We start from the raw sequence: 25,150 nt of genomic DNA, 5'->3' as shown, positions 1-25,150 counted from the left end.
GGTGACGGGATGGAACCGGCCCCGGTGCAGGGTCCCGACCCGAGCGGAGCGAGGGACGGAGGGCACCGGGGTCCTTCTCACAACTTCTGGACCTGGTTGAACGAGAGCTCGACCGGCGTCTCCCGGCCGAAGATGGAGACGAGCACCTGCAGCTTCTGCTGCTCGGCGTTGATCTCGTTGATCGTCGCGGGGAGCGTCGCGAACGGGCCGTCCATGACGGTGACCGACTCGCCGACCTCGAAGTCGACGACGGCGGTCGGCGCGGCCGCCGTGGCCGTGGTCGTGGCCTCCGCCGTCCGGGCGGCCTGCGGGGTGGCGGCCGGGGCGAGCAGGGCGACGACCTCGTCGATGCTCAGCGGCGAGGGCCGGGAGGTCGCGCCGACGAACCCGGTGACGCCGGGGGTGTTGCGGACCGCGCCCCAGGACTCGTCGTTGAGGTCCATGCGGACGAGCAGGTAGCCGGGCAGCTTCTTCCGGTTGACCTGGGTGCGCTTGCCGTTCTTGATCTCGGTGACCTCCTCGGTGGGCACCTCGATCTGGAAGATGTAGTCCTCCATGTCCAGCGACTGGATGCGCGACTCCAGGTTGGTCTTCACCTTGTTCTCGTAGCCGGCGTACGAGTGGATGACGTACCAGTCGCCGAACTGGCTGCGCAGCACCTTGCGCATCGCCTCGGCCGGGTCGGCCTGCTCGTCGTCCTCGGTCTGGTCACCGAGGTCGGAGGACGGCGCCGGCGCGGCCAGCGGGTCGGTCGCCAGGCTGTCGGGGTCGCCGCTCTCCACGTCGGGCGCCACGTCGGCCACGCCGGTGAGGGCGTCCTGGTCGGCGGTGTCGACGGAGCCCTCGGCGGCACCGGCCTCGCCGGCGCCGGTCTCGACGTCCGCGGTGCCGCGCACGTCGAAGCGTGCGTCGTCGAGGTCGATCTCCTCGACGGCGCTGTCGGTGTCGAAGGGCTCGCGGGGGTCGGTCACGGTGTCTCTTCCTTGTCGGTGGTGCAGGCGCGGACGGGCTCAGCCGAAGACGGCGAGCACGCCCTGGGCGAAGAGGAGGTCCAGACCGGCCACCAGGGCGACGATGAAGGCCACGAAGATGATGACGACGGTCGTGTAGGTGATGAGCTCGCGGCGTCCCGGCCAGATGACCTTGCGCAGCTCGGCGACGACCTCGCGCAGGAAACGCCGGAGGCTGCGCCGCTGCCGGGCCTCGGCGGCGGCGGCGCGGTCGCGCTGGGCGGCGGCCCGCGACCGGGTGGCACCGCCCTCGGGCCGGGAGGACGTGCGCTCACGGGCGGCACGGCGGCTGCGGGAGTCGGACTCGTCGTCGTCCTCGTCGTCGCCGGCGGTGATCCGTCCGCCGCGACGGGCGGGACGCGCGGTCACGACCTTGTCCTCGTCGGCCTCGGCCTCGGCGGCGATCTCGGCCTCGGCGGCCTCCAGCTCGGCGGCGTCGGCCACGCCCGGCGCCTCGCGGTCGAGCTGTTCGTCGGTCGGCTCGGCGTCGGAGGCGGCGCGGGGGTCGCCCTCGCGTGCCGGCTTCTCGTCGCTCACTACGCCTCGCTCGCCTCGCTGGTGGTGGCCGCTGTCCTCGGGCCGACGGTCGGTGGTCGTGCTGTCGTACGGGTCGTGCACGTCGCCGGCGGGGAGCCGGCGGCACGGGCAGGGGTGACAGGACTTGAACCTGCAGCCTGCGGTTTTGGAGACCGCTGCTCTGCCAATTGAGCTACACCCCTTGGAGGACCCCGTCCTCCCCACCCGTCGCACGCTCGGGGCGGGGCCCGGGACCGGGCCGCCCGGGACCGCGTGGCCCGCCCCGGTCGGCACCATCTCCCGCGAGGGTTCCGGGGCACGCCGGTGGCGGGGTCAGTGGCCCCAGGACAGCCAGTGTACGGGACCGCGCAGGACACCCGGCAACGTGCCGGTGAGGACGGCGTGGGGCCCGCGCCGATGAGTCCGGCCCGCTCGTGCCGTCCCCCTTCCGACACGACCCGCCTGGAGTGAAGGAGAACGACGGTGAGCGAACTGCGGGTGCACGACTTCGCGGTCTCGCTGGACGGCTACGGGGCCGGGCCGGAGCAGGGGCCCGACGCGCCGCTGGGGATCGGCGGCGAACGCCTGCACGAGTGGATGTTCCCGCCCGGTGGCCGGCATCCCGTCGACGAGCGGTTCGTCGTCGCAGGCGCGGCCGGGATCGGTGCCACGATCATGGGCCGCAACATGTTCGGTCCCGTCCGCGGCCCGTGGGGGGACGAGCAGTGGACCGGGTGGTGGGGTGAGGAACCACCGTTCCACCACGACGTCTTCGTGCTCACCCACCACGACCGGCCCTCGCTGGAGATGGCCGGTGGGACGGTCTTCCACTTCGTGACCGACGGCGTCGAGGCGGCCCTCGACCGCGCCCGGGCCGCTGCCGGCGACCGCCACGTGCGCCTCGGCGGCGGTGTCGCCACGGTCCGGGAGTACCTCCGCGCCGGGCTCCTCGACGAGGTGCACCTCGCCGTCGTACCGGTGCTGCTGGGATCCGGGGAGCGGCTGTTCGGTGATCTCGGCAGCGTCCTCGACGGCTGGGGCTGCGTGGAGTTCGTCGCCTCCCCGTCCGTGGCGCACGTGCGCCTGCGGCGGGACGCCGGTGCGACGGGACCGGGAACGGAGGCGACCGCGCAGCTCGGGCTTTGACACGATGGGGCCATGACCGCCGTCTCCCCCTCGGAGTCCGCTGCCCCGCCCTCCGGGCACTCGCCCGCCGACCGGCGCATCTCCCGCCGCATCGCCGCCATCGCCGAGTCGGCCACGCTGGCGGTCGACGCCAAGGCCAAGGCGCTCAAGGCCGCGGGCAAGCCGGTGATCGGCTTCGGCGCCGGCGAGCCTGACTTCCCGACGCCGGACTACATCGTCGAGGCCGCCGTTGCCGCCTGCCGCCAGCCGGCGATGCACCGCTACACCCCCGCGGGCGGGCTGCCGGCGCTCAAGGACGCGATCGTCGCCAAGACCGCGCGCGACTCGGGGCTGCAGATCACCCCGGCCAACGTGCTGGTCACCAACGGCGGCAAGCAGGCCGTGTACGAGGTCTTCGCCACGATGCTCGACCCCGGCGACGAAGTGCTGCTGCCCGCGCCGTACTGGACCACCTACCCCGAGGCGATCGCGCTCGCGGGCGGCGTGCCGGTGCCGGTCGTGGCCGACGAGGAGAGCGGCTACCTGGTGTCGGTTGCCCAGCTCGAGGCCGCCCGGACGCCGCGCACCAAGGTGCTGCTGTTCTGCTCGCCGTCCAACCCGACCGGCGCGGTGTACCCGCCGGAGCTGGTGGAGGAGATCGGCCGCTGGGCGCACGCGAACGGCCTCTGGGTGCTCACCGACGAGATCTACGAGCACCTGACCTACGACGGGGCGACCGCGCCGTCGATGCCGGTCGTCGTCCCGGAGCTGGCCGACCGCTGCGTGGTCGTCAACGGGGTCGCCAAGACCTACGCGATGACCGGCTGGCGGGTGGGTTGGGTCGTCGGGCCCGCGGATGTCGTCAAGGCCGCGACCAACCTGCAGTCGCACGCCACCTCGAACGTGGCCAACGTGTCGCAGGCGGCCGCGGTCGCCGCGCTGACCGGCGACCTGTCCGCCGCGGCCGCGATGCGGGAGGCCTTCGACCGCCGACGGCGCACGATCGTGTCGATGCTGCGCGAGATCCCCGGGGTGGCCTGCCCCGAGCCGCAGGGCGCCTTCTACGTCTACCCGTCGGTGAAGGCGTTGCTGGGACGGCCGATCGGCGGGCGGACGGCGGAGGACAGCGTGCAGCTGGCCGAGATCATCCTCGAGGAGGCGGAGGTCGCCGTCGTCCCCGGTGAGGCCTTCGGCACGCCGGGCTACCTGCGGATGTCCTACGCCCTGGGCGACGACGACCTGGTCGAGGGCGTGACCCGGATGCAGCGGCTGCTCGGCACCGCCGGCTGAAGCCGGCCCCGCCCCGGCCGGAGCTACTCCGGCAGGTCCTCCGCGTCGAGGGCGCCCGCCTCGGTGAGGACGTCGGTGCCGCGGACCGTGCATCGCTCGTCGTCCAGGCGGAGGTGGAGCTCGACGACCGGCCGGTCGGGGTCGGCGGCGCCGACCGCTCGGCGGCCAGGGTGTCGAGGAAGGAGGTGCCGCAGCCGGGCAGGAGCGGCAGGGCGGCACCGAGCGCGACGCCGGCTCGCCCCGACGTCACGCCAGCTGGACGGTGGCGCGGGCCAGCGAGAGCACCTTCTCGCCGCCGCTGGTGACGGTCAGGTCCACCCGGGCCCGGCCGTCGTCGCCCAGGGCGCCGATCTTCCCGCGGACGGTCACCTGGGCACCGGCGTCGTCGTCGGGGACGACGACCGGCCGACCGAAGCGGACGTGGTACTCCACGAGTGCGCCGGGATCCCCGGCCCAGGCGGTCACGGCGCGCGCGGCCAGGGCCATGGTGAGCATCCCGTGCGCGATCACCCCGGGCAGGCCGACCTCGGTGGCCACCCGGTCGTTCCAGTGGATGGGGTTGAAGTCCCCGGAGGCGCCGGCGTAGCGGACCAGGTCGGCACGGGTGACCGGGTAGGTCCGCTCGGGCAGCTCGGTCCCGACGGCGACGTCGGCGGCCCGCACGGTGGCGGTCACGTGACCTCCTCGCTGGCGCTCGTCGTCCACGTGCCCGACGGTGCCCTGCCGATGCGTGAGCTCGCGAGCTCGGTCACGCGGTCCCCCGGGCGACGAGCATCGAGGTGGCCGAGCAGACCGGTTCGCCGTCCTCGGTGGCGACGTCCACCCGGGTGGTGAGCAGGTCGTTGCCGCCGACGCTGCGCACCGCCTCGATGGTGGGCGTGGCGACGAGCCGGTCTCCGGCGCGGATGGGCCGGTGGTGGGTGAAGCGCTGCTCGCCGTGGACGACGCGGCTGTAGTCCAGGGCGACGTCGGGGTCCTCGACGACGACGCCGGCTGCGGACAGCGTCAGGGCGATGGCGAAGGTCGGTGGGGCGATGACGTCCGGGTGTCCGGCCGCCCGGGCGGCGTCGGCGTCCCGGTGCACCGGGTCCGCCGCACCGATGGCGTCGGCGAACTCCGCGATCTTCTGCCGGCCGACCTCGTAGACGGCAGAGGGCGGGTAGCTGCGCCCGACCAGTGCCGGATCGAGCGCCATGCTCCCGCCCTCCCTCTCGCCGAGCCGCTGGGTCAGCGGGTCTCGCGGTGGACCGTGTGCTTCCGGTCCTTGGGGCAGAACTTCTTCAGCTCGAGCCGGTCGGGGTCGTTGCGCCGGTTCTTGCGGGTGATGTAGTTCCGGCTCTTGCACTCCTGGCAGGCCAGGGTGATCTTCGGACGGATGTCGGTGGCTGCCACGGGGCGCTCCTAGCCTTGTCGGTCCGCGACCGGCGGACGCCGGACACGGCGACGGACCCCACACGTGGGGTCCGTCGGGAGTAGCGGTGACCGGATTTGAACCGGTGACACAGCGATTATGAGCCGCTTGCTCTGCCTGGCTGAGCTACACCGCCGGACGTGGCCGGGCGACCGGTCTCGGCGACCGGGCCGAGCGGCCACTGTGTTGTTCCAGAGCCCCTTTACGGAATCGAACCGTAGACCTTCTCCTTACCATGGAGACGCTCTGCCGACTGAGCTAAAGGGGCGGGCTTCGAGCCGTCAGGAACTCTACCTGACGCCTACGGGGGTCTGTCGCAGGGGGTCCCCGGCGCGCTCAGGACCGCACGAACAGGCGCCGGTGCGGCGTGCCCGGGACCGCGGAGCGGACACCGGTGCGGGCCAGGATCCAGCTCTCCAGGCGCTCGTCGGGCAGCGGCCGGCTGACCAGGAAGCCCTGCAGCTTGTCGCAGCCCATCTCGGCGAGCAGGTTCCGCGTCAGCTCGTCCTCGACGCCCTCGGCGACCACCCGCAGGCCCAGGTTGTGCGCCAGCTCGATGATCGAGCGGGCGATGAACGACTCGCCCTGGCTGGTCGCCATCCCCAGCACGAAGGACTTGTCGATCTTCACCTCGTCGATGGGCAGCTGGCGCAGCTGGGACAGCGAGGAGTAGCCGGTGCCGAAGTCGTCCATCGACAGCCGCAGGCCCAGGGCGTGCAGGTCGGCCAGGACGGTGCTGCTGCGCACCGAGTCGTCGACGACGCTGCCCTCGGTGAGCTCCAGGGTCAGCAGCTCGCCGGGGACGCCGTGCCGCCGCAGCGCCCGCCGCACCCGGTCCACCAGGTCCGGCTCGGTCAGGCAGCGGGCGGAGAGGTTCACCGCCACCGACAGCGCGATGTCCCGGTCCAGCCAGCGGCGGCAGCGCGCCAGCGCCAGGTCGAGCACGTGGTCGGTCAGCGGGCCGATCCGGCCGATCTGCTCGGCCAGGTGGATGAACTCGTCCGGGGCGATCGACCCGTAGCGCGGGTGCGCCCACCGGACGAGGGTCTCGACCGAGACGATGTCGGAGGTCCGGGCGTCGATGATCGGCTGGAAGACGACGCTGATGTCGCCGTCGGCCATCGCCTGCTCCAGCTCGGTGCCCAGCTGCAGGCGGCGCAGGCTCTGCTGGTCGAGCACCGGGTGGTAGCTGGCCACGCCGCTCTTGCCGGCGCCGGCCAGCAGGGCGACGTCGGCCCGCTGCATGAGGGTGCCGGAGTCGGCGCCGTGCGCCGGGGCGGCCGCGACCCCGATGGTCAGCGTGACCTCCAGGTCCAGGCCGGCGACCCGGGCACGGGTGGAGGTGGCCTCGCGCAGCCGGCGGGCGGCCCGCTCGGTCGCGGGCAGCGAGAGCCCGGGCAGCAGGACGGCGAACTGCTCGCCCTCCATGCGCGCCACGAGGGCCTGCGGTGGCGCGTGCTCGCGCAGGAGACCCGCGGTCACCAGCAGGAGCTCGTCGCTGGCCGCGTGCCCCAGCGTGTCGGTGACCTCGGTGTAGTTGTCCAGCGAGGCGAGGATGAGCCCGGCCCGCCCGGCGACCGGGTCGGCGGCGAGCAGCTGGTCGATCTCTGCCGCGAGACGCTGCCGGTTGGGCAGCCCGGTCAGCCTGTCGTGGTCGGCGTCGTAGCGGATCTGGGTCAGCAACTGCTGCTGCCGGATGGCCGCGTTGACGTGCGTGAGCATGGAGTCCAACGCCGCCCGGTCGCCGTCGGAGAACCAGACGACGTCACTGCGGCGGTCGCAGACCTCCAGGTAGCCGGGCTCTCCCGCGGCGGTGGTCACGGGCGCGGCGAGCAGGTCGTGGGCACCGCGGCGCGCGAGAGCCGCGACCTCGGCCTCGGTCGCTCGGGCGAGGGAGACCAGCAGCGGACCGTCGTGCGCGCCGTCGGTGGCCCGGCGCCGGAAGAGGTCGTCGGGGTCGCTGGGGCCGTCGTACCAGCCGCGGCCGTTGTCCGCGGCGACGACCAGGCGTGGCTCCTCGTCGAGGTAGGGCGGCAGCCAGAGCGCCACCCGTTCGGCGTTCAGCAACTCCTTGACCGCCTCGACGATCCGCCTCGTCCCGTCCTCGTCCGCACCGACCTGCTCCACACGGCGGGCGAACTCGTAGACCCTCTCCAGGCGCTCGCTCTCGCGGGTCACCCGGGCGAAACGCCGGTAGAGCAGAGCCAGCGCGAGGAGAACGGGGAGCAGGAGGAGCCAGGCCCACGCGGTCTGGTCGACCATCAGCGAGGCGGCGAGTCCGATGACCGTCGACAGCGGGTAGACGACGAGTACGGGGACGAAGAGCCGGGTGAGCATCGCCCGGCCGGGGTCGCCCTGGGTGATGGCGATCGCCGCTATCACGATGACCGTGCCCACCGCGGTGGCGGCGACGACCGCAACGAGGTAGCAGAGCCACGTCACCGGGTCGTCGAGCGGACCGACGGGCAGACCGTCCAGCAGGACGACGGCGACGCCTACCTGGATGACGTACATCGCGACGTTGGCGAGGGTCTTCGCGACCGGGATGTGGTCGCGGATGCTGATCAACCAGAGGGCCCCTGCGTAGGCCAGCGCGGTCCATGCGCCGCCCATCTCCACGAGCGAGACGACGAGCACCACCTCACCGACGGAGCAGGAGATGGTGTGCGAGCGGATCTCGACGGCGAGCGTGAGGGACTCGGCCAGGACGAACGCGACGAAGAACGCCACCACGACCCACGGCTGGACGGAGCTGACCGCTTGGCTCAGCAGGTATGCGACGAAGGGCAGCGCCATCGTCATGACGCCGGCGGCCACGACGGACGGCTGGCGGAACGCCGACCACCGCGCGGGCGCGCTCGGATCGAGTTCGGCCACGGTCACCCGGTCCTCGGGGATTGGGGGAGGAGACGTGCGGCGAGAGGCTAACAGCCGACGACCTCTCCCCCGGCCTGCGCGACCGGTCCCTGACACCCGAAAGGGGTAGCGGGCGTCATCGACCCGCCACCACTTCGGGACGGCAGCTCAGTTCCAGCGGCTGCCCCGGTTCCAACGGCTACCCCGGTTCCAGCGGCTGCCACGGTTCCAGCGGCTGCCACGGGACTGAACGGAAGACTCGACACCACTCATGACGCCTCCTCAGGCGTGAAGGACTGCAGGACATGGCAGTCGTCCAGGCGCGGGGCAGGGCGTTTGGGTACGGACCGCGCCTGAGACATTGCTGCCCGTCACCCGATCAGGGCAAGCGCGCCACTCGCACGAACCACAGGAACCGGGTCACCGGTCGACGCGCCGTCACATGATGTGACCTTCCGTAGGCATATGGTCACCCTATGGCGTGACACGAGATGCTGGAGCGAGCCGAGTGTCTCTCCCTCCGACGGCCCGTCAGGGGGGACATCCACTGGGTCCGACCCGAACACCTCCCGAGCCGGGTCGCCCGATCGATCCACAGTTCGCCCGCAGCGGGTCGTACGAGGGCGGCCGGCCCCTACGCTCCGCCGCGTGCGACGGGACGGGGAGACCGCGGAGCGCGGCTCGACGCTGCCGCTGGTCCTGGTCTGCTGGCTGGTGGCCGCCCTCATGGCCTTCGGGGCGATCGCGGCGTCCGACGCGTTCCTCGAGCAGCAGCAGGTGCAGTCGGTCTGCGACGGAGCCGCCCTCGCCGCCGCCAACGCCACCGACGAGGCTGCCCTCTACGCGACCGGCGTCGGGACGGCGCTGCCGCTGACCCGGGCGAGCACGCAGGCGGCCGTGGCCGACCAGCTGGCCGACGGCGGGACGGCGTTGTCCTCCTGGTCCGCGGAGACCGATGGCGTCGAGGTCACGGTGCGGTGCACCCGGCACGTCGAGATCGCGTTCGGCTGGCTCTTCCTCGGCGGGCAGCCGCTGGAGCGCACCGCCGTCGCCGGCGCCCGCGCTCCGACCACCCCCTGAGACCGAGGCGCACCGTCCCCGCACGAGCAGCGGCCCCCGACCTCGGCTGAGGTCGGGGGCCGCGCGTACCGGGTGTGGCGGGTGAAGGATTCGAACCTTCGTAGGCTAAGCCGACGGATTTACAGTCCGCTCCCATTGGCCACTCGGGCAACCCGCCGTGGTGGTACCGAGAGATCGTACAAGACACCGGAGACCGGCTCCGGCGGTGCCCCCGGGCATGCCGTGGCGGGTGGACGACAGACGGAAGGAGCAACCGACACATGGCCGACTCGTCGTTCGACGTGGTGAGCAAGGTCGACCGCCAGGAGGTCGACAACGCCCTCAACCAGGCCGCCAAGGAGCTCTCGCAGCGGTTCGACTTCCGCGGCACCAACGCCACCATCGCCTGGGCCGGCGAGGAGGGCGTCAGTCTGCAGGCCGACACCGAGGAGCGGGTCTCGGCCGCGCTCGAGGTGTTCAAGGAGAAGCTGGTCAAGCGGAACATCTCGCTGAAGTCGCTCGACGCCGGTGAGCCGCAGTCCTCCGGGAAGTCGTACAAGATCGGCGCCCGCATCAAGCAGGGCATCGAGTCCGACACGGCCAAGAAGATCGCGAAGATCATCCGCGACGAGGGCCCCAAGGGTGTCCAGGCGCAGATCCAGGGCGACCAGCTGCGGGTGAGCGGCAAGAAGCGCGACGACCTGCAGGCGGTTCAGCAGCTGCTGAAGAGCAAGGACCTCGACGTCGCCCTGCAGTTCGACAACTATCGCTGATCTGCAGCATCTGGGCAGCTCAGCGCGTCGTCACGACGTCTCGGTCCGCGGCGAGTCCGCACGTGCGCCCAGCGCGGCGGCCATCGGGTCGCAGGCTGCAGCGCACGTGCGGCCCTCGGCCGTGGGCCACAGGTCCGAGCAGACGCCGAGCGTGTTCGTCGCCGACGGGTGCCCGAGGGCCCGTTGCACGGTTCCCACGTCACAGCCGGACGTGATGAGCCCGCTGGCGTAGGAGTGCCTCGGGTCGTGCAGCGTGTGCCCGCCGAGTCCGGGCGACCTGCGGATCTGCCGCCACTCGTGCCCCGCGGGGTTCCGGTTCCGTGGGAGTCGAGTCCAGCGGTGGTGAACAGCCAGTCGCCCCGCCGGAGGCCTGCCCGCCGTCCGCGCTCCGCCAGGAGCGCCTTCAGCTCGGCGGGGCGTGGACCACGCGCTCGCACCCGCAGGTGGGTGCGACCGACTGGGTCGTCGCGCCGCTCTCTCCCTGCAGCAGACGGCGGACGCAGAGGGTCCGGCGCAGGACGTCGACGTCCTCCGAGCGCGGCCCGGCCGCCTCACCCAGCCGCAGGGCGGCGACAGCGCACACGGCGACGAACGGCCGGACCCGGGCCGGGGCGGCCCTACGACCCGCACCCACACCGCAGCGGCCAGGTGTCCCCCGTCCGCGATCGCAGCAGCATCACCGATCGGTCGGGCGATCCGCCGAACGCGTCCTGGGCGCAGCCGCACCCAGCGCCCGCGCCCGCGAGCTCACGGGAGCGCTCGAGGCGCCGTTCGGGCCCCTTCCCGCGACGCCAGGAGCGAGGGCCCGGACCGTCCTCGTCGTTCAGCTGCAGTTCACCCATAGACAGGGATCACATAGACGACCATCGCTACCATCGCCGTCGAAGGATCGCTGGGAAGAGAGACGATGTGCGGATCCGGCTTTGCCTGCTGCACCCCGTTGACCGGCACCGCGATGAGCGCCGAGCAGGCCGAGCAGGTCGCTCCCCTGCTGAAGGCCCTGGCCGACCCCGTGCGGCTGCGCCTGGTCGGCCTGATCGCCTCAGCCGAGGCCGGCGAGGCCTGCGTGTGTGACCTCAACGAGGCCTTCGACCTGACCCAGGCCACCATCAGCCACCACCTGAAGGTCCTGCACTCCGCCGGGGTCCTGGACCGCGAGAAGCGCGGTGTGTGGGTCTACTACGCCGTGCGCCCCGAGGCGCTCTCGGCCGTGGCCAACCTGTTCTCCTCGCCAACCCTGGTCGGTGCGGGCGCATGAGCGACACCGTGGGTGTCCGCGTGACCCCGGTCCCCCGTCCGACTCCCCCCGAGAGGCTCACCGTGTCCGACGCGCCCAGCGTCCTCTTCGTCTGCGTGCACAACGCCGGCCGCTCCCAGATGGCCGCCGGCTGGCTGCGCCACCTCGCCGGCGACTCCGTCGAGGTGCGCTCCGCCGGGTCTCTGCCCGCAGACCAGATCAACCCCGCCGCCGTCGAGGCCATGGCCGAGGTCGGCATCGACATCACCGACCAGCGCCCCAAGGTGCTCACCACCGAGGCCGTCGAGGCCTCCGACGTCGTCATCACCATGGGCTGCGGCGATGTGTGCCCGGTCTTCCCCGGCAAGCGCTACCTGGACTGGGCGCTCGAGGACCCCGCCGGCAAGGGCGTGGAGTCGGTCCGGCCGATCCGCGACGAGATCGAGTCCCGCATCCGCGGTCTGCTCACCGAACTGCAGATGCCCGCGACACCCGATCGCTGAGCTGCTGGTCGGCCGACGACGCGGCTCCGCCGGTCACCACGGGGCCGCGTCGGCCTCAGCCCTGAGGTCGCTGTCGTACGTCCGGCGGTGAACCCGGCGACGGCGGCCAGCAGCACGAGGACCCCGCCGACGCGGAAGACGGCTCGGACGCCGGCGGTGGCGGCCAGCAGACCGCCGACGCGGAGGCGACCAGCCGCCCGGCCTGCCACAGCGCGTCCATGAGCGTGAAGACCCGGCGGCGGGGGCGACCGGTGACCGGTGACTGCCGCGGGCGGTTGACGGTCACCGCGCCGGTGGAGGTCCCGCCCCCGTACACGGGGAGGACTCGGGCGGCGAGCGGACCGAGGCGCCGGTTGCACCTGTTGCTGCTCCTCGCCGAAGGCTCCCGCTCGGTCCGCGAGCTCACCGAGCTCAGCGGCATGAGCCAGACCCTCGCCAGCCACCATCTCGCTCCGTTGCGCGAGCAGCGCCTGGTCACCGTCACCCCGAGGCACGCAGCAACGTCAACTCCATGTGCTGCGAGGCCCTTGCCGGGCCCGTCGAGCTGCTGGCCACCCTCGCCACCCTCACCCCCGAGGGCGCCGACGCCTGCTGCTCGGCGTAGCCGACCCGCGGGTTGACCTTGGACCACGGTCCAAGGTCTAGCGTCCGCCGCATGACCACCACGGCGGCACGGGGACTGCGGGTCGCGGAGCTGGCGACGGCCGTGGGAGTGCGGCCGGACACCATCCGGTACTACGAGCGGGCCGGGTTGCTGCCGGCGCCCGAGCGCACCGCCGCGGGCTACCGCAGCTACGACGCCGGCGCGCTCGACCGACTGAGGTTCATCCAGGGGGCACAGCGCCTCGGCCTGCGACTGGCCGACATCCGCACGCTGCTGACCGTCCGCGACACCGGCACCTGCCCCTGTGAGCCCGCCGAGGACCTGCTCCGCAGGCGCCTTGCCGAGATCGATGCCGAGATCGCGCGACTGACGGCGCTGCGCGCCGAGATGGCGGCCATGGCCGACGCCCTGCCCACCGCCTCCTGCCCCCCACCGAGCCCCGGCACGTGGTGCCCGCCCGCGGAGGGAGGTGACTCCCCATGCTCGAGCTGACGTGCGACTGCGGTTCCGACTGCTGCGACGAGACCTGCGACTGCGGATGCTGACCGCCGCGCCGGACTGACAGGCGGCTACCTGGGCCCGGGACCGGGCAGCCGTCAGGACGCCGCTTCGCCGCTGGAGGCCCGCACCAGGGATCGACCTGCCTGCGGGGCGGCTGGGCCCGCCGCCGGTCGGCCACCCGGCGGTCCACGTCTCGGCGCCGGTGGACGACGCGACGGTCGAGTCGGAAGCCGTGTCGGCAGCGCAGCCGCTGCGGTCGGGGCGTCATCGTCGTTCACGGCCGGACACCTCCGCGCGGGTGGAGACAAGGGGAAGAGCAGGCGGCGATCCCGCCGGCTCCACGGCGCGGGTCGACGGGCGGCGGTTCAGTTCGACGACCACAGGTGCGGTGAGGGAACGGCCCACCGGGCCCCGCCCCGGGGAACGAGGGGTGGGGGCGAGGGGGTCCTGCTACTGGCCGGGCTCCCGGGCCATCTGCTCGAGCCGCGCGATCCGCTCCGGCATCGGCGGGTGCGTGGCGAACATCGACGCCAGGCCCTGGCCGCGGAACGGGTTGGCGATCATCAGGTGGCTCTGGGTCACCAGCCGGTCCTCCTGGGGCAGCGGCCGGGCCGCCGCGCCGGCGGAGATCTTGCGCAGCGCGGAGGCCAGGGCCAGCGGGTCCTGCGACAGCACCGCACCGGAGGCGTCGGCCTGGTACTCACGGCTGCGGCTGACCGCCATCTGCACCAGGCCCGCGGCCAGCGGACCGAGGAACACCAGCAGCAGGCTGCCGAGCGCGTTGCCGCCGCCGCGGTCGTCCTCCGACCGGCCCCCGAACAGCGACGCGAACATCGCCATGTGCGCCAGGTAGGTGATCACCGTGGCCATGGCGCCGGCGACGGAGCTGATCAGGATGTCGCGGTTGTAGACGTGCGAGAGCTCGTGGGCCAGCACGCCGCGCAGCTCCCGCCGGTCGAGCAGCTCGAGGATGCCCTGGGTGACGCAGACGGCGGCGTTGCGCGGGTTCCGTCCGGTCGCGAAGGCGTTGGGCTGGTCGGTGGGGCTGACGTAGAGGCGGGGCATCGGCTGCCGGGCCTCGGTGGCCAGGTCCCGCACCATCGCGTAGAGCTGCGGTGCCTGCGTCTCGGTCACCGGGAAGGCCCGCATCGCGCGCAGGGCCAGCTTGTCGGAGTTGAAGTACGCGTAGCCGTTGACCGCCAGGGCGACGACCAGGGCGACGAGCAACCCGCCCCGCCCGCCGACGAGGGCACCGGCGCCGAGGATGAGCGCGCCCATGAGGCCCAGGAGCACCGCGGTCTTCACTCCGTTGCTCCAGCGCTGCACGTCCCGACAACGCCGTCCGCCGGGAGGCCGTTCCCCGGCCCCTCCCCCGGCGGGGTGCGACCGCGGTCACGGAATGGGGCCGCACCCGCGCGGGTTGCCGTTGGCAGGTGCCGGGGTCCCCGGCCGTCCCGACTGTCGCCCGCGTCACAGGTCCGCGCGATGTGGCAGACACGTAATCTCGGCCGGTGGAGGTGCACCACTGATGACCACGACAGACCCGTCCGTCGTCGCCAGCACGGCGGGGAGCTCGACGCCCTTCGTCAAGAGCGTCGTCGAGCTCGACCGCGTCGTCATCCGGCTCGCCGGTGACTCCGGCGACGGCATGCAGCTCACCGGCAACCGCTTCACCAGCGAGACGGCGTCCTTCGGCAACGACCTGTCGACCCTGCCCAACTTCCCCGCCGAGATCCGCGCGCCGACGGGGACCCTGCCGGGGGTCAGCTCCTTCCAGCTGCACTTCGCCGACCACGACATCATGACGCCGGGCGACGCCCCGGACGTGCTGGTCGCCATGAACCCGGCCGCGCTCAAGGCCAACCTCTCCGACCTGCCCGGCGGCGGGCTGCTGATCGTCGACTCCGACGAGTTCACCCCGCGCAACCTGGCCAAGGTCGGCTACGCCACCAACCCGCTCGAGGACCACTCCCTCGACGGGTGGCAGCTGGTCAGCGTGCCACTGACGAGCATGACCCTCGACGCGCTCGCGGACTCCGGCCTCGGCAAGAAGGAGGCCGAGCGCTCGAAGAACATGTTTACCCTCGGCCTGCTGAGCTGGATGTACCACCGGCCCACCGAGGGCACCATCCGCTTCCTCGAGCGGCAGTTCCGGCGCAAGCCCGAGATCGCCGCGGCCAACATCGCCGCCTTCCGCGCCGGCTACAACTACGGCGAGACGACGGAGGCCTTCGCGGTCTCCTACGAGATCAAGCCCGCGCCGATGGCGCCGGGCCGGTACCGCAACATCTCGGGCAACCAGGCGCTGGCGCTGGGCATCGTCGCCGCCGGGCAGCGGTCGGGCCTGCCGGTGTTCCTCGGCGCCTACCCGATCACCCCGGCGTCGGACATCCTGCACGAGCTGTCGCGGCACAAGTCCTTCGGCGTCCGCACCTTCCAGGCCGAGGACGAGATCGCCGGGATCGCCTCGGCGATCGGCGCCTCCTTCGGCGGGGCGCTCGGCGTCACGACGACGTCCGGGCCGGGTGTCTCGCTGAAGTCCGAGGCGCTGGGCCTGGCGATCATGACCGAGCTGCCGCTGGTCGTCGTCGACGTGCAGCGCGGTGGCCCCTCGACCGGGCTGCCGACCAAGACCGAGCAGTCGGACCTGCTGCAGGCGATGTTCGGCCGCAACGGCGAGGCCCCCCTGCCCGTCGTCGCGCCGCGCTCCCCCGCCGACTGCTTCGACGCCGCCCTCGAGGCCGCACGGATCGCGCTGACCTACCGCACCCCGGTCATGCTGCTGTCCGACGGCTACCTGGCCAACGGCGCCGAGCCGTGGCAGATCCCGGACGTCGACGAGCTGCCGGACCTCTCGGTCGAGTTCGCCACCGAGCCCAACGGCACCACCGCCGACGGGACGCCGGAGTTCCTGCCCTACCTGCGCGACCCGGAGACCCTTGCCCGCCCGTGGGCCATCCCGGGCACCTCGGGCATGCAGCACCGCATCGGCGGGCTGGAGAAGGCCGACAAGACCGGCAACATCTCCTACGACCCCGCCAACCACGACCTGATGACCCGGCTGCGGCAGGCCAAGGTCGACGGCATCGCGGCGACCATCCCGCCCACCGACGTCGAGGACCCGGACGGGGACGCCCGCGTCGCCGTCATCGGCTGGGGCTCCACCTACGGGCCCATCGGCGCGGCCTGCCGGCGGATCCGTCGCTCGGGGCGGTCGGTCGCGCAGATCCACCTGCGCCACCTCAACCCGTTCCCGGCCGACCTCGGCGAGGTGCTGCGCCGCTACGACCGGGTCATCTGCCCGGAGATGAACCTCGGGCAGCTGTCGATGCTGCTGCGCGCCAAGTACCTCGTCGACGTCGAGAGCCACACGCAGGTGCGCGGGCTGCCCTTCCGGGCCGCCGAGCTCGCCGCGGTCGTGCAGGACGTCATCGACTCCACCGGAGGCACCCAGTGACCACCATCGACCTCGGCATGCCGGCCGAGGGTCCGATCGCCGACGCCATCGCCCGGTCCCTCGAGACCCAGGGCGAGAAGCAGACCCAGCTCAAGGCCAAGGACCTCAAGACCGACCAGGAGGTGCGCTGGTGCCCCGGGTGCGGTGACTACGTCATCCTCAACGCGGTCCAGAGCTTCCTGCCCAGCCTCGGCATCGCGCGCGAGGACATGGTCATCGTCTCGGGCATCGGCTGCTCCTCGCGCTTCCCGTACTACATGAACACCTACGGGATGCACTCGATCCACGGCCGGGCGCCGGCGATCGCGACCGGCCTGGCCGCGTCCCGCCCCGACCTGTCGGTGTGGGTCGTCACCGGGGACGGCGACGCGCTGTCCATCGGCGGCAACCACCTGATCCACACGCTGCGCCGGAACGTGAACCTGAAGATCCTGCTGTTCAACAACCGGATCTACGGGCTCACCAAGGGCCAGTACTCGCCCACCAGCGAGGTCGGCAAGGTCACCAAGTCCACCCCGATGGGCTCGCTGGACCACCCGTTCAACCCGGTGTCGCTGGCGCTGGGCGCGGACGCCACCTTCGTCGGCCGGGCGATGGACTCCGACCGCAAGGGCCTCACCGAGGTGCTGCGCCAGGCCGCCGAGCACCAGGGCACCGCGCTGGTCGAGATCTACCAGAACTGCAACATCTTCAACGACGGCGCGTTCGACCTGCTCAAGGACCCGACCACCGGCGTGCAGTGGTCGATCCCGCTGGTCCACGGCGAGCCCCTGGTGTTCGGCAAGGACGGCGCCTCGTGCGTGGTCCGCGACGAGTTCGGCGGCCTGCGGATCGCCGAGACCGCCCAGGTGGACGCGAGCGAGATCGTCGTGCACGACGCCACCCGCGAAGACCCGTCGTACGCCTTCGCCCTGTCGCGGCTGTCCAGCCAGGACCTCCGCTACACCCCCATGGGCGTCTTCCGGTCGGTGCAGAAGCCGACCTACGACCGGATGATGGCCGACCAGGTCGAGGAGGCTCGCACGGCCGCCCCGGCGGACCTGGGCGCGCTGCTCGCCGGCGGCGACACCTGGACCGTCAGCGCCTGAGAGAGGATCGCCGCCCTCCGGGCGGCAGCGGCTGAACGCCAGAGGGCCCAGGACCCGCCGCCCGGTTCCAGGCCTCTGGTGTTCAGTGCCTCAGCCCAGCACGTCCCCGAGCGCCCGGGTCAGCACCGGCAGCGCGCGAGCCAGGTCGGCGCGGGCCGGTGCGGCGAACCCGACGACGAGTCCGGCCGGGTGCGGACCGGGCCTCGTCCATTGGCGCCCGAGTGCGTCCACTGCGACGCCCCGCTCGGCGGCCGCAGCGACGACTGCCTCCTCGCCCCGCAGGTCGGGCAGCGGCACGAGCACGTGCGCGCCGGCCGGGTCCCCCTCGGCCTGCACCCCGCCGGCGGCCACCGCCTCCAGCACCTGCTCGCGCCGGGCCGCGAGCTCGCGCCGGAGCCGGCGCAGGTGCCGAGCGAGGTCCCCGTTCGCGGCGAGGGCGGAGAACACCCGCTGCCCCGCCCGCGCGGGACGGGTGCCGGTCGCCGTCCGCCGCGCCACCAGCGCCTCGCGCAGCTCCGGCGGGGCGACCAGCCAGCCCACCCCCAGCGTCGGACTGACGATCTTGCTGCTCGTGCCGAGGTGCACAGTGACGTCCGGGCCCAGGGCGCCCAGCAGCGGCAGCGGCGCGACGTCGTAGCGCAACTCGCCGTCGTAGTCGTCCTCCAGGACCCACCAGCCCTCGGCGCGGGCACGGGCGACGAGGGCCAGCCTGCGGACAGCGGAGAGCCGGCGCCCGAGCGGGTACTGGTGCGCGGGCGTGCAGTACACCGCCGCGAGGCCGGGGGGCACCGCCTCGACCACCAGGCCGTCGCGGTCCACCGCGAGCGGCACCACCGTCACGTCGGCGTCCCGGAGCGCGGCGACCACGCGCTGGTAGCCGGGGTCCTCGACGCCCACCCGGCTGCCGGCAGGCAGCAGCCGGGCCAGCTCGGCGACCGCGGCCGAGGTCCCCGCCGTGGCGAGCACGTCGCCGGGGGCAGCGGCGAGGCCGCGGTGGCGGAGCAGGCGCTCGGTGACGGCCCGCTGGAAGCCCGGGTCGGCGGCCGGCTCCGGGCCGGCGTCGGGGTCGGGGTCCCCGGCCGCGCGCCACGCACGCCGCCAGGCGGCGCGGTCCAGGACCTCCAGGCAGGGCGCACCGGCCCGCAGGTCGATCGGTGGCGGCGTGCTCCGAGGAGCCAGCCGTTGCGTCGGGGAGCGTGCCGGGGCCGCGGTCGCCGTGCCGACGACGAAGGTGCCGACGCCGCGGCGTCCGTCCGCCCAGCCCTCGGCCAGCAGTTGGTCGTAGGCGGCGGCGGTGACGGTGCGGCTGACCCGGAGCGCGGCGGCGAGCTCGCGCGTGGAGGGCAGCCGGTCGCCGGGGCGGAGCGCGCCGTCCACCGTCGCCGTCCGCAGTGCGTCGGCCAGCTGGACCGACAGCGGCGTCCCGGACGCCCGGTCGAGGACCACCGGCGGCACGTCGACCACGCCGCCCCCTCTCCGTCGCAGTGGCCTCCCGGAATGGGAGCGTATTGGCCCTGGGAGGAGGCCACGCGAGCGGGCACGGTGGGGCCATGGACACCGCAGCGCCGCTCTCCCCCACACCGCGCAGCACGATCCGCCGAGGAGCGAAGCGGGCCCGGACCGACCGCACGGAGCTGTACGCGGTGCTGGACGCCGGCCTGGTGGGGCACCTCGGCGTCGTGCTGGACGGCGCGCCCGTCGTGCTGCCGACCGGCTACGGACGGCGGGGCGACACCCTGTACCTGCACGGTTCCACCGGCGCGGCGTCCCTGCGGGCGGCGGCCGCGGGCGCGCCGGTCTGCTTCACGGTCACCCACGTGGACGGCGTCGTCTACGCCCGTTCGGCCTTCCACCACTCCCTGAACTACCGGTGCGCGGTCGTGCACGGAGCCGTCCGGTCGGTGACCGACCCGGAGGAGCACCTGCTCGGCCTGGAGGCACTCACCGAGCACCTGGCCCCGGGTTCCTGGGCCGGCACCCGACGGCCCGACCGCAAGGAGCTCGCCGCCACCGCGCTGCTCGCCCTGGACCTGACCGAGGCCAGCGTCAAGGTCCGCACCGGCCCGCCGGGGGACGACGAGCGGGACCTGTCCGCGCCGGTGTGGGCGGGCGTCCTCCCGCTGCGCACCGTCGCAGGCGAGCCCGAGCCCTGCCCGCTGCTGCCGACGGACACGCCCGTCCCGGCCCGGGTGCTCGATCGGGTGGGGATGCTCAGCGCGGGGTGACCCGCAGCAGCCGGTCCTCCCCGTCGCCGTTGTCGGTGGTCACGTAGAGGGCGCCGTCGTCACCCTGCTGCACGGTCCGGATGCGGCCGTACGTGCCCTCCAGCTCGGGCAGCCGGAACTGGTCGAGCAGGGTGCCGTCGTCGGCCACCCGCAGCGCCAGGACACCGCGGTCCTTGAGGACGCCGAGCAGCAGCAGGTCCTCGTACCCCTGCCACTGCTCCCCCGCGAGGAACGTCGCCCCGGACGAGGCGATGGTGGGGTCCCCCGAGGCCCAGGTCGCCGGCATCGCGTCGGGCAGCGAGAGGTCGGTCATCGGCACGAACTCGCCGTAGCCCGGGCCCTGCGGCGCGAAGCCGCCGTTGCCACCGGGGCGCAGCAGGGTCACCTCGTCGTCCCGGCGGGGCCCGTGCTCGGCGGCGTACACCTGACCCGAGCCGGGCCGCACCGCCAGCCCCTGCACGTTGCGGTGCCCGTAGGTCCACACCCGCGGGTCGGCGTCCGCCCGCCCCAGGAAGGGGTTGCCGGCCGCCGCCTCGCCGGTGGTCGGGTCGACCCGCAGCACCTTGCCGGCGACCGTGCCGAGGTCCTGGGCGTTGTCGGCGACGGCGTTGTCGCCGGTTCCCACGAGCAGCGCGCCGGTGTCGTCGAAGCGCAGCCGGCAGCCGCCGTGCCGGCCGCTGCGCTCGTTGACCGGGATGTCGTCGATCAGCGGGTCGGCGACGCGGGTCGCCGTCGTCCAGCCCGGGTCGACGGTCCAGGCGGTCACCTGGATCTCCGCGCCGCCGTCCTCCTCGACGCCCTGGCAGGTGTAGAAGCGGCGGTCCCCCGCGAACCCCGGGTCGAGCACCAGGCCCATCAGGCCGGTCTCCCCGGTGGCGAACAGGTCCCCGAAGTCGGCGTCCAGCGGCCGCACCGTCCCGTCGGGCAGCACGGCGGTCAGCCCGCCGCCCCGCTCGTCGAGCAGGAGGGTGCCGTCCGGAGCGCGGGCGACGTCCCAGGGGTGGTCCAGGCCCTCGGCGAGGACGGCCACGTCCAGCGCCGGGCGCGGCTCGGACGCCGGGTCGGGCTCGGGCGGCGGCGGGGTCCGGGACGGCGTCGCCGCGGGTGCGGACCCTCCGGTCGGTGCCGCCCCGGCGTCCTCCCCCGCCGTCGCGGAGCACGCGGACAGCAGCAGGAGCCCGGTGACCAGGCCGGTCAGGTGGCGGCGCACCCGCCCAGCATGCCCCCGGCGCTCAGCTGGTGCGTGTGACGACGTAGTCGCACAGGGCCGAGAGCGCCTCGCGGACCGGCCCCTCGGGGACCCCGACCAGCCGCTCCTGCGCCCGGTCGGCGTACTCGCGGAGCACCTCGGTGGCCCGCTGCAGGCCGGCCGACGAGCGCAGCAGCTCGAGGGCCTCGGCGTGCTCGGCGTCGTCGGTGATCGGCCCGGAGACCAGCTCGCGCAGCCGCTGCTCGGCCGGGTCCGCGCCGGCGAGCGCGAAGAGGGCGGGCAGCGTGGCGATGCCCTCCCGCAGGTCGGTCCCCGGCGACTTCCCGGAGGCGCCGTCCTGGCTGACGATGTCGAGCAGGTCGTCGGACAGCTGGAAGGCGACCCCGACCTCCTCGCCGAAGGCGGTGAGCGCGGCGACGAGCTCGCCGTCCACCCCGGCGAAGGAGGCGCCGAAGCGGGCCGAGGTGGCCACCAGGGACCCGGTCTTGTCGGCCAGCACGTCGAGGTAGTGGGCGACGGGGTCGTCCCCGGGCTGGGCGCCGACGGTCTCCCGGATCTGCCCGGTGACCAGCCGCTCGAAGGTCCGCGCCTGGATGCGCACCGCCTCGGGGCCGAGGTCGGCCAGCAGGTCCGAGGCGCGGGCGAAGAGGAAGTCGCCGGTGAGGATCGCGATGCTGTTGGACCACCGGCTGTTGGCGCTGGGCGCCCCGCGGCGCACGGCGGCCTCGTCCATGACGTCGTCGTGGTACAGCGTGGCCAGGTGGGTGAGCTCGCAGACGACCGCGGCCTCGGTGACCCCGTCGGCGCGCGGGTCGCCGAGTTCGGCGGCGAGCAGCGCCAGCAGCGGCCGGAACCGCTTGCCACCGGCGGCGACCAGGTGCCCGGCCGCCTCCCGCACGAACGGGTGCTCGCTGCCGACGGCGGCGAGCAGGGCCTCCTCGACCCGCCCCAGGCCCTCCGCGAGGCGGACGCCGAGGTCGCCCTCGGGCAGCCACGGGCCGATCGTCGAGGCGGGGGTCGAGATCCGCTGCCAGGTGTCGGTCGAGGTCTCCCCGCCGACGGCGGCGCTGGCTCCGGTCATCAACCGACGAATCTAGCCGCCTGCTCGGCGAGGTCGAGCACCGCCCCGGGGACGACGCCCAGGACCACCGTCGCGGTGACGGTCACGGCGAGCACGAGCGTCGTCGGCAGGCCCGGGACACCGATCGTCGGACCGTCGGCGGCCGGCTCGGAGAAGTACATGAGCACGATGACCCGCAGGTAGAAGAACGCCGCCACGGCGCTGGCCAGCAGGGCGACGACCACCAGCGGCCAGGCGCCGTCGTCGATGGCGGCCCGGAAGACGGCGAACTTGCCGGTGAACCCGCTGGTGAGCGGGATACCGGCCAGCGCCAGCAGGAACAGCGCCATCACCGCCGCGGTGAGCGGCGAGCGGCGGCCCAGCCCGGCCCACTGGGACAGGTGGGTGGCCTCGCCGTCGCCGTCGCGCACCAGCGTGAGGACGGCGAAGGCGCCGAGCGTCGTGAGCCCGTAGGCCAGCAGGTAGAACATCGTGCCCCCGAGCCCCGAGCCGGTGCCGTCGGCGCCGCTGCCGTAGCCGAGGACGCCGGTGAGCAGGAAGCCCGCGTGCGCGATCGAGGAGTAGGCCAGCATCCGCTTGAGGTCGGTCTGGGTGAGCCCGAGGACGGCGCCGACGACCATCGAGACGATCGCGATGCCGTAGACCAGGGGCCGCCAGGTCCACTCGCTCGTGCCGAAGGCGACGTAGAGCAGCCGCAGGATGGCCCCGAAGGCCGCCACCTTGGTGCAGGCGGCCATGAAGGCGGTGACCGGGGTCGGGGCGCCCTGGTAGACGTCCGGCGTCCAGGCGTGGAAGGGCGCGACGCTGGCCTTGAACAGCAGCCCGACCACGAGCAGCGCCAGGCCGAGCACGAGCAGCACGCCGCCCCCGGTCTGCGCGGCGGCCGACTCGCGGATGACCGAGAGCCGGATGCTGCCGGTCGCGCCGTAGACCAGGGCGAGGCCGTACAGGAAGAAGGCCGAGGCGAACGCGCCCAGGAGGAAGTACTTGACCGCCGCCTCCTGCGACAGCAGCCGCCGGCGACGGGCCATCCCGCTGATCAGGTACAGCGGCAGGCTGAGCACCTCGAGCGCGACGAACATGACCAGCAGGTCGTTGGCCGCGACGAACAGCATCATGCCGCCGATGGCGAAGGTGGCCAGCGGGTAGACCTCGGTCTGCACGCGGTGGGCGGTGGCCAGCTCGCGGTCGCGCGGGCTGCCCGCGGGCACGGCCGCGGCGGCGACGAACGCCGAGCGGGCCGGGTCCAGCGAGCGCTCGGCGAACAGCAGCAGCGACAGCGCACCCAGGCCGGCGATGGTGGCCTGCAGGAACACCGCGGGGCCGTCGACGGCGAGGGCGCCGCCGGCGGTCACCTGCCGCTCCCCCGCCAGCAGCAGGCTGGTGACCAGCCCGCCGAGGGTGCCGGCGAGGGCGACGGCGACCTGCACCGGGTGGCGGGTCTCCCGCGGGGCGAACGCCTCGACGAGGACGCCGGTGCAGGCGGCGCCGAAGACGCACAGCAGCGGCGCCAGCGCGGCCAGGGAGAGGGTCGGGGCCTCGATCATCAGTCCGTCCCCCCGACGGGAGCCTCGGGCGAGACGCCGGCCGGGTCGGCTCCGACGTCGCTCATCGTGGCGGCGACGGCCGGCTCGACGAGGTCGATGAGCGGCTGCGGGTAGACCCCGAGCGCGATGATGAGCGCCACCATCGGCGCGGCGACGGCCAGCTCGCGGCGGGAGAGGTCGCGGACCCGCAGCCCGCCCGGCGCGGCCGCCGGCGCCTCCAGCGTGGCGGTGGCCGCGGTGGCCCCGCCACCGCCGGTGGCGGGCGCGGGGGTCTCCGGCCCCGGCTCGAGCAGCACGCCGCGCGGCGGGCCGTGCATGGTGCGTTGGTAGACCAGCAGCACGTAGAGGGCGGCCAGCACGATGCCGACGGTGGCCAGCACGGTGAACACCGGCCGGGTCGGGAACGAGCCGATCAGCACCAGGAACTCGCTGACGAAGCTGTTGGTGCCGGGCAGCGCGAGCGAGGCGAGCCCCGCGACGAGGAAGACGCCGGCGAGCAGCGGCGCCTTGCTCGCGATCCCGCCGTAGTCGCCGATCTGCCGGGAGCCGCCGCGGGCGATGAGCATGCCGACGACGAGGAACAGCAGCCCGGTCGCGATGCCGTGGTTGACCATGTAGAGCACCGCGCCGGTGGCCGCCTCGGTGGTGAAGGCGAAGATGCCCAGCGCGATGAAGCCGAAGTGCGCGATCGAGGTGTAGGACACCAGCCGCTTCAGGTCGCTCTGCGCCATCGCCAGCAGCGCGGCGTAGAGGACGCCGGCGACGGCGAGGACGAGCACGTAGGGCGCGAGGTCGCGGGAGGCGTCGGGGAACAGCGGCAGGCAGTAGCGCAGGAACCCGAAGGTGCCCACCTTGTCCAGGACGCCGACCAGCAGCACCGCCCCGCCGATGGGGGCCTCGGCGCCGGAGTCGGGCAGCCAGGTGTGGAAGGGCACCAGCGGGGCCTTGATCGCGAACGCGACGAAGAAGCCGAGGAACAGCAGCTTCTGCACGCCGGGGTCGATCTCGATCTGCCGCAGCGCGTCGAAGGCGAACGTCCCCTCGCCGAGCTCGCCGGCGCTCACCACGTACAGCCCGATGACCGCGGCCAGCATCACCAGGCCGCCGACCAGGCTGTAGAGGAAGAACTTGACCGCCGCGTACTGCCGTCGCGGCCCGCCGAAGCTGCCGATCAGGAAGTACATCGGGACGAGCATCGCCTCGAAGAAGACGTAGAACAGGAAGACGTCGGTCGCGGCGAAGACGCCGACCATCAGCGACTCGAGCAGCAGCAGCCAGGCGAAGAAGGTCGACATCGACCGGCGCCCGGTCGGCTCGTCGCGCCAGGAGGCCAGCACCACCACCGGCACCAGGACGCCGATGAGCAGGAGCATCACCAGCGCGATGCCGTCGACGCCGAGGGCGAAGTCGACGCCGAAGTCGGGGATCCAGGCCACCGACGTCGTCAGCTGGAACCGCTCGCCGCCGGCGTCGAAGGCGACGGTCGCCAGCACCGCGAGCAGCAGCACGAGCAGGCTCACCCCGAGGGTGGCCTGCTTGGCGGTCTCCTCGCGGCCGCGCGGGAGTGCCGCGACGACGGCCGCACCGACCGCCGGGACGGCGATCATCGCGAGCAGGAACGGGAAGTCACTCACGACGTCGCCTCTCGGTCCGTGGA

23 protein-coding genes, 4 tRNA genes and 1 pseudogene are annotated in these 25,150 nt (G+C 73.4%); 11 read left to right on the top strand and 17 right to left on the bottom strand.

All coding sequences use genetic code 11. The features are described 5' to 3' along the window. Positions 1-77 precede the first annotated feature (77 nt). The 3 genes from nusG to ACI78Z_RS13990 all read right to left on the bottom strand — a co-directional run bounded on the left by nusG (position 78) and on the right by ACI78Z_RS13990 (position 1,729). Entirely contained in the window at positions 78-971 is an 894-nt protein-coding gene (gene nusG, locus ACI78Z_RS14000) for a transcription termination/antitermination protein NusG (RefSeq protein WP_457037144.1), read from the bottom strand. Positions 972-1,010: 39 nt separating this feature from the next. Beyond that, the gene (gene secE / locus ACI78Z_RS13995; protein ID WP_457037143.1) at positions 1,011-1,547 is read right to left on the bottom strand and encodes a preprotein translocase subunit SecE; all 537 of its coding nucleotides are present in this window, start codon (positions 1,545-1,547) and stop codon (positions 1,011-1,013) included. A gap of 109 nt (positions 1,548-1,656) precedes the next feature. Continuing rightward, positions 1,657-1,729: transfer RNA gene (locus tag ACI78Z_RS13990), tRNA-Trp, on the bottom strand. A 280-nt stretch (positions 1,730-2,009) separates the two neighbouring features. Here ACI78Z_RS13990 and ACI78Z_RS13985 point away from each other — a divergent pair. Both ACI78Z_RS13985 and ACI78Z_RS13980 read left to right on the top strand, forming a co-directional pair. Then, complete coding sequence (locus ACI78Z_RS13985) at positions 2,010-2,672, top strand: dihydrofolate reductase family protein (RefSeq protein WP_457037142.1); 663 nt, start codon at positions 2,010-2,012, stop codon at positions 2,670-2,672. A gap of 12 nt (positions 2,673-2,684) precedes the next feature. After that, the gene (locus ACI78Z_RS13980) at positions 2,685-3,941 is read left to right on the top strand and encodes a pyridoxal phosphate-dependent aminotransferase (protein WP_457037141.1); all 1,257 of its coding nucleotides are present in this window, start codon (positions 2,685-2,687) and stop codon (positions 3,939-3,941) included. A gap of 246 nt (positions 3,942-4,187) precedes the next feature. Here the strand turns inward: ACI78Z_RS13980 and ACI78Z_RS13975 are convergent, their stop codons facing one another. From ACI78Z_RS13975 to ACI78Z_RS13950, 6 genes are all read right to left on the bottom strand, one after another. Continuing rightward, positions 4,188-4,616 carry a MaoC/PaaZ C-terminal domain-containing protein gene (locus ACI78Z_RS13975; RefSeq protein ID WP_457037140.1) on the bottom strand — a complete coding sequence of 143 codons (429 nt, stop codon included), beginning with the start codon at positions 4,614-4,616 and terminating at the stop codon, positions 4,188-4,190. Between the two features lie 73 nt (positions 4,617-4,689). Next, positions 4,690-5,136, bottom strand: coding sequence for an FAS1-like dehydratase domain-containing protein (locus ACI78Z_RS13970; RefSeq protein WP_457037139.1), 447 nt, complete (start codon positions 5,134-5,136; stop codon positions 4,690-4,692). A gap of 32 nt (positions 5,137-5,168) precedes the next feature. Then, positions 5,169-5,333 carry a 50S ribosomal protein L33 gene (rpmG, locus tag ACI78Z_RS13965; protein ID WP_091156778.1) on the bottom strand — a complete coding sequence of 55 codons (165 nt, stop codon included), beginning with the start codon at positions 5,331-5,333 and terminating at the stop codon, positions 5,169-5,171. A gap of 81 nt (positions 5,334-5,414) precedes the next feature. After that, positions 5,415-5,488 (bottom strand) — tRNA-Met (locus ACI78Z_RS13960). 59 nt (positions 5,489-5,547) lie between these two features. After that, positions 5,548-5,620, bottom strand: a tRNA-Thr gene (locus tag ACI78Z_RS13955). A 68-nt stretch (positions 5,621-5,688) separates the two neighbouring features. Continuing rightward, the gene (locus tag ACI78Z_RS13950) at positions 5,689-8,229 is read right to left on the bottom strand and encodes a putative bifunctional diguanylate cyclase/phosphodiesterase (protein ID WP_457037138.1); all 2,541 of its coding nucleotides are present in this window, start codon (positions 8,227-8,229) and stop codon (positions 5,689-5,691) included. A gap of 627 nt (positions 8,230-8,856) precedes the next feature. On the opposite strand from ACI78Z_RS13950, the gene ACI78Z_RS13945 reads away from it, so the two are divergent. Continuing rightward, positions 8,857-9,288 carry a pilus assembly protein TadG-related protein gene (locus ACI78Z_RS13945; RefSeq protein ID WP_457037137.1) on the top strand — a complete coding sequence of 144 codons (432 nt, stop codon included), beginning with the start codon at positions 8,857-8,859 and terminating at the stop codon, positions 9,286-9,288. A gap of 75 nt (positions 9,289-9,363) precedes the next feature. Here ACI78Z_RS13945 and ACI78Z_RS13940 read toward each other — a convergent pair. Further along, positions 9,364-9,445, bottom strand: a tRNA-Tyr gene (locus ACI78Z_RS13940). A gap of 103 nt (positions 9,446-9,548) precedes the next feature. Here ACI78Z_RS13940 and ACI78Z_RS13935 point away from each other — a divergent pair. Continuing rightward, entirely contained in the window at positions 9,549-10,040 is a 492-nt protein-coding gene (locus tag ACI78Z_RS13935; protein ID WP_457037136.1) for a YajQ family cyclic di-GMP-binding protein, read from the top strand. A 403-nt stretch (positions 10,041-10,443) separates the two neighbouring features. Here the strand turns inward: ACI78Z_RS13935 and ACI78Z_RS13930 are convergent, their stop codons facing one another. Continuing rightward, a complete protein-coding gene (locus ACI78Z_RS13930; RefSeq protein WP_457037135.1) occupies positions 10,444-10,623 on the bottom strand; it encodes a hypothetical protein in 180 nt (59 codons plus the stop codon). Between the two features lie 372 nt (positions 10,624-10,995). Here ACI78Z_RS13930 and ACI78Z_RS13925 point away from each other — a divergent pair, with 372 nt between their 5' ends. From ACI78Z_RS13925 to ACI78Z_RS13910, 4 genes and pseudogenes are all read left to right on the top strand, one after another. Beyond that, the gene (locus ACI78Z_RS13925) at positions 10,996-11,298 is read left to right on the top strand and encodes an ArsR/SmtB family transcription factor (RefSeq protein WP_457037134.1); all 303 of its coding nucleotides are present in this window, start codon (positions 10,996-10,998) and stop codon (positions 11,296-11,298) included. Next, entirely contained in the window at positions 11,295-11,780 is a 486-nt protein-coding gene (locus ACI78Z_RS13920; RefSeq protein WP_457037133.1) for an arsenate reductase ArsC, read from the top strand. The genes ACI78Z_RS13925 and ACI78Z_RS13920 overlap by 4 nt, the downstream gene beginning before the upstream one ends. A 218-nt stretch (positions 11,781-11,998) precedes the next feature. Then, positions 11,999-12,199, top strand: a pseudogene (locus ACI78Z_RS13915) (hypothetical protein); the annotation flags it as partial. Positions 12,200-12,435: 236 nt separating this feature from the next. Next, complete coding sequence (locus ACI78Z_RS13910) at positions 12,436-12,876, top strand: heavy metal-responsive transcriptional regulator (protein ID WP_457037132.1); 441 nt, start codon at positions 12,436-12,438, stop codon at positions 12,874-12,876. Between the two features lie 459 nt (positions 12,877-13,335). Here ACI78Z_RS13910 and htpX read toward each other — a convergent pair whose 3' ends face one another. After that, positions 13,336-14,211, bottom strand: coding sequence for a zinc metalloprotease HtpX (gene htpX / locus ACI78Z_RS13905; protein ID WP_457037131.1), 876 nt, complete (start codon positions 14,209-14,211; stop codon positions 13,336-13,338). A 202-nt stretch (positions 14,212-14,413) separates the two neighbouring features. Between htpX and ACI78Z_RS13900 the strand changes: the two genes are divergently transcribed. Both ACI78Z_RS13900 and ACI78Z_RS13895 read left to right on the top strand, forming a co-directional pair. Beyond that, positions 14,414-16,342 carry a 2-oxoacid:acceptor oxidoreductase subunit alpha gene (locus ACI78Z_RS13900; RefSeq protein ID WP_457037130.1) on the top strand — a complete coding sequence of 643 codons (1,929 nt, stop codon included), beginning with the start codon at positions 14,414-14,416 and terminating at the stop codon, positions 16,340-16,342. Further along, positions 16,339-17,430: a 2-oxoacid:ferredoxin oxidoreductase subunit beta gene (locus ACI78Z_RS13895; RefSeq protein WP_457037129.1), complete on the top strand. Its 1,092-nt coding sequence runs from the start codon at positions 16,339-16,341 to the stop codon at positions 17,428-17,430. Before ACI78Z_RS13900 ends, ACI78Z_RS13895 begins: the two co-directional genes overlap by 4 nt. Positions 17,431-17,520: 90 nt before the next feature. Here ACI78Z_RS13895 and ACI78Z_RS13890 read toward each other — a convergent pair whose 3' ends face one another. Continuing rightward, the gene (locus ACI78Z_RS13890) at positions 17,521-18,894 is read right to left on the bottom strand and encodes an aminotransferase-like domain-containing protein (protein WP_457037128.1); all 1,374 of its coding nucleotides are present in this window, start codon (positions 18,892-18,894) and stop codon (positions 17,521-17,523) included. Between the two features lie 86 nt (positions 18,895-18,980). On the opposite strand from ACI78Z_RS13890, the gene ACI78Z_RS13885 reads away from it, so the two are divergent. Then, on the top strand, positions 18,981-19,655 hold the full coding sequence (locus ACI78Z_RS13885; protein WP_457037127.1) for a pyridoxamine 5'-phosphate oxidase family protein: 675 nt from the start codon (positions 18,981-18,983) through the stop codon (positions 19,653-19,655). On the opposite strand, the gene ACI78Z_RS13880 is transcribed toward ACI78Z_RS13885, so the two are convergent. The 4 genes from ACI78Z_RS13880 to ACI78Z_RS13865 are packed head-to-tail and all read right to left on the bottom strand — an operon-like array spanning position 19,642 to position 25,127. Further along, on the bottom strand, positions 19,642-20,865 hold the full coding sequence (locus ACI78Z_RS13880; protein WP_457037126.1) for a PQQ-dependent sugar dehydrogenase: 1,224 nt from the start codon (positions 20,863-20,865) through the stop codon (positions 19,642-19,644). The genes ACI78Z_RS13885 and ACI78Z_RS13880 overlap by 14 nt on opposite strands. A gap of 22 nt (positions 20,866-20,887) precedes the next feature. Beyond that, the gene (locus ACI78Z_RS13875; RefSeq protein WP_457037125.1) at positions 20,888-21,946 is read right to left on the bottom strand and encodes a polyprenyl synthetase family protein; all 1,059 of its coding nucleotides are present in this window, start codon (positions 21,944-21,946) and stop codon (positions 20,888-20,890) included. After that, positions 21,946-23,493, bottom strand: coding sequence for an NADH-quinone oxidoreductase subunit NuoN (gene nuoN / locus ACI78Z_RS13870; protein ID WP_457037124.1), 1,548 nt, complete (start codon positions 23,491-23,493; stop codon positions 21,946-21,948). Before nuoN ends, ACI78Z_RS13875 begins: the two co-directional genes overlap by 1 nt. Continuing rightward, positions 23,493-25,127: an NADH-quinone oxidoreductase subunit M gene (locus ACI78Z_RS13865; protein WP_457037123.1), complete on the bottom strand. Its 1,635-nt coding sequence runs from the start codon at positions 25,125-25,127 to the stop codon at positions 23,493-23,495. The genes nuoN and ACI78Z_RS13865 overlap by 1 nt, the downstream gene beginning before the upstream one ends. Positions 25,128-25,150 lie beyond the last annotated feature (23 nt).

This window comes from Geodermatophilus sp. SYSU D01176, assembly GCF_054050015.1.
The sequence above is the reverse complement of the archived record's forward strand: the minus strand, read 5'-3'. Positions and strand labels throughout refer to the sequence as shown.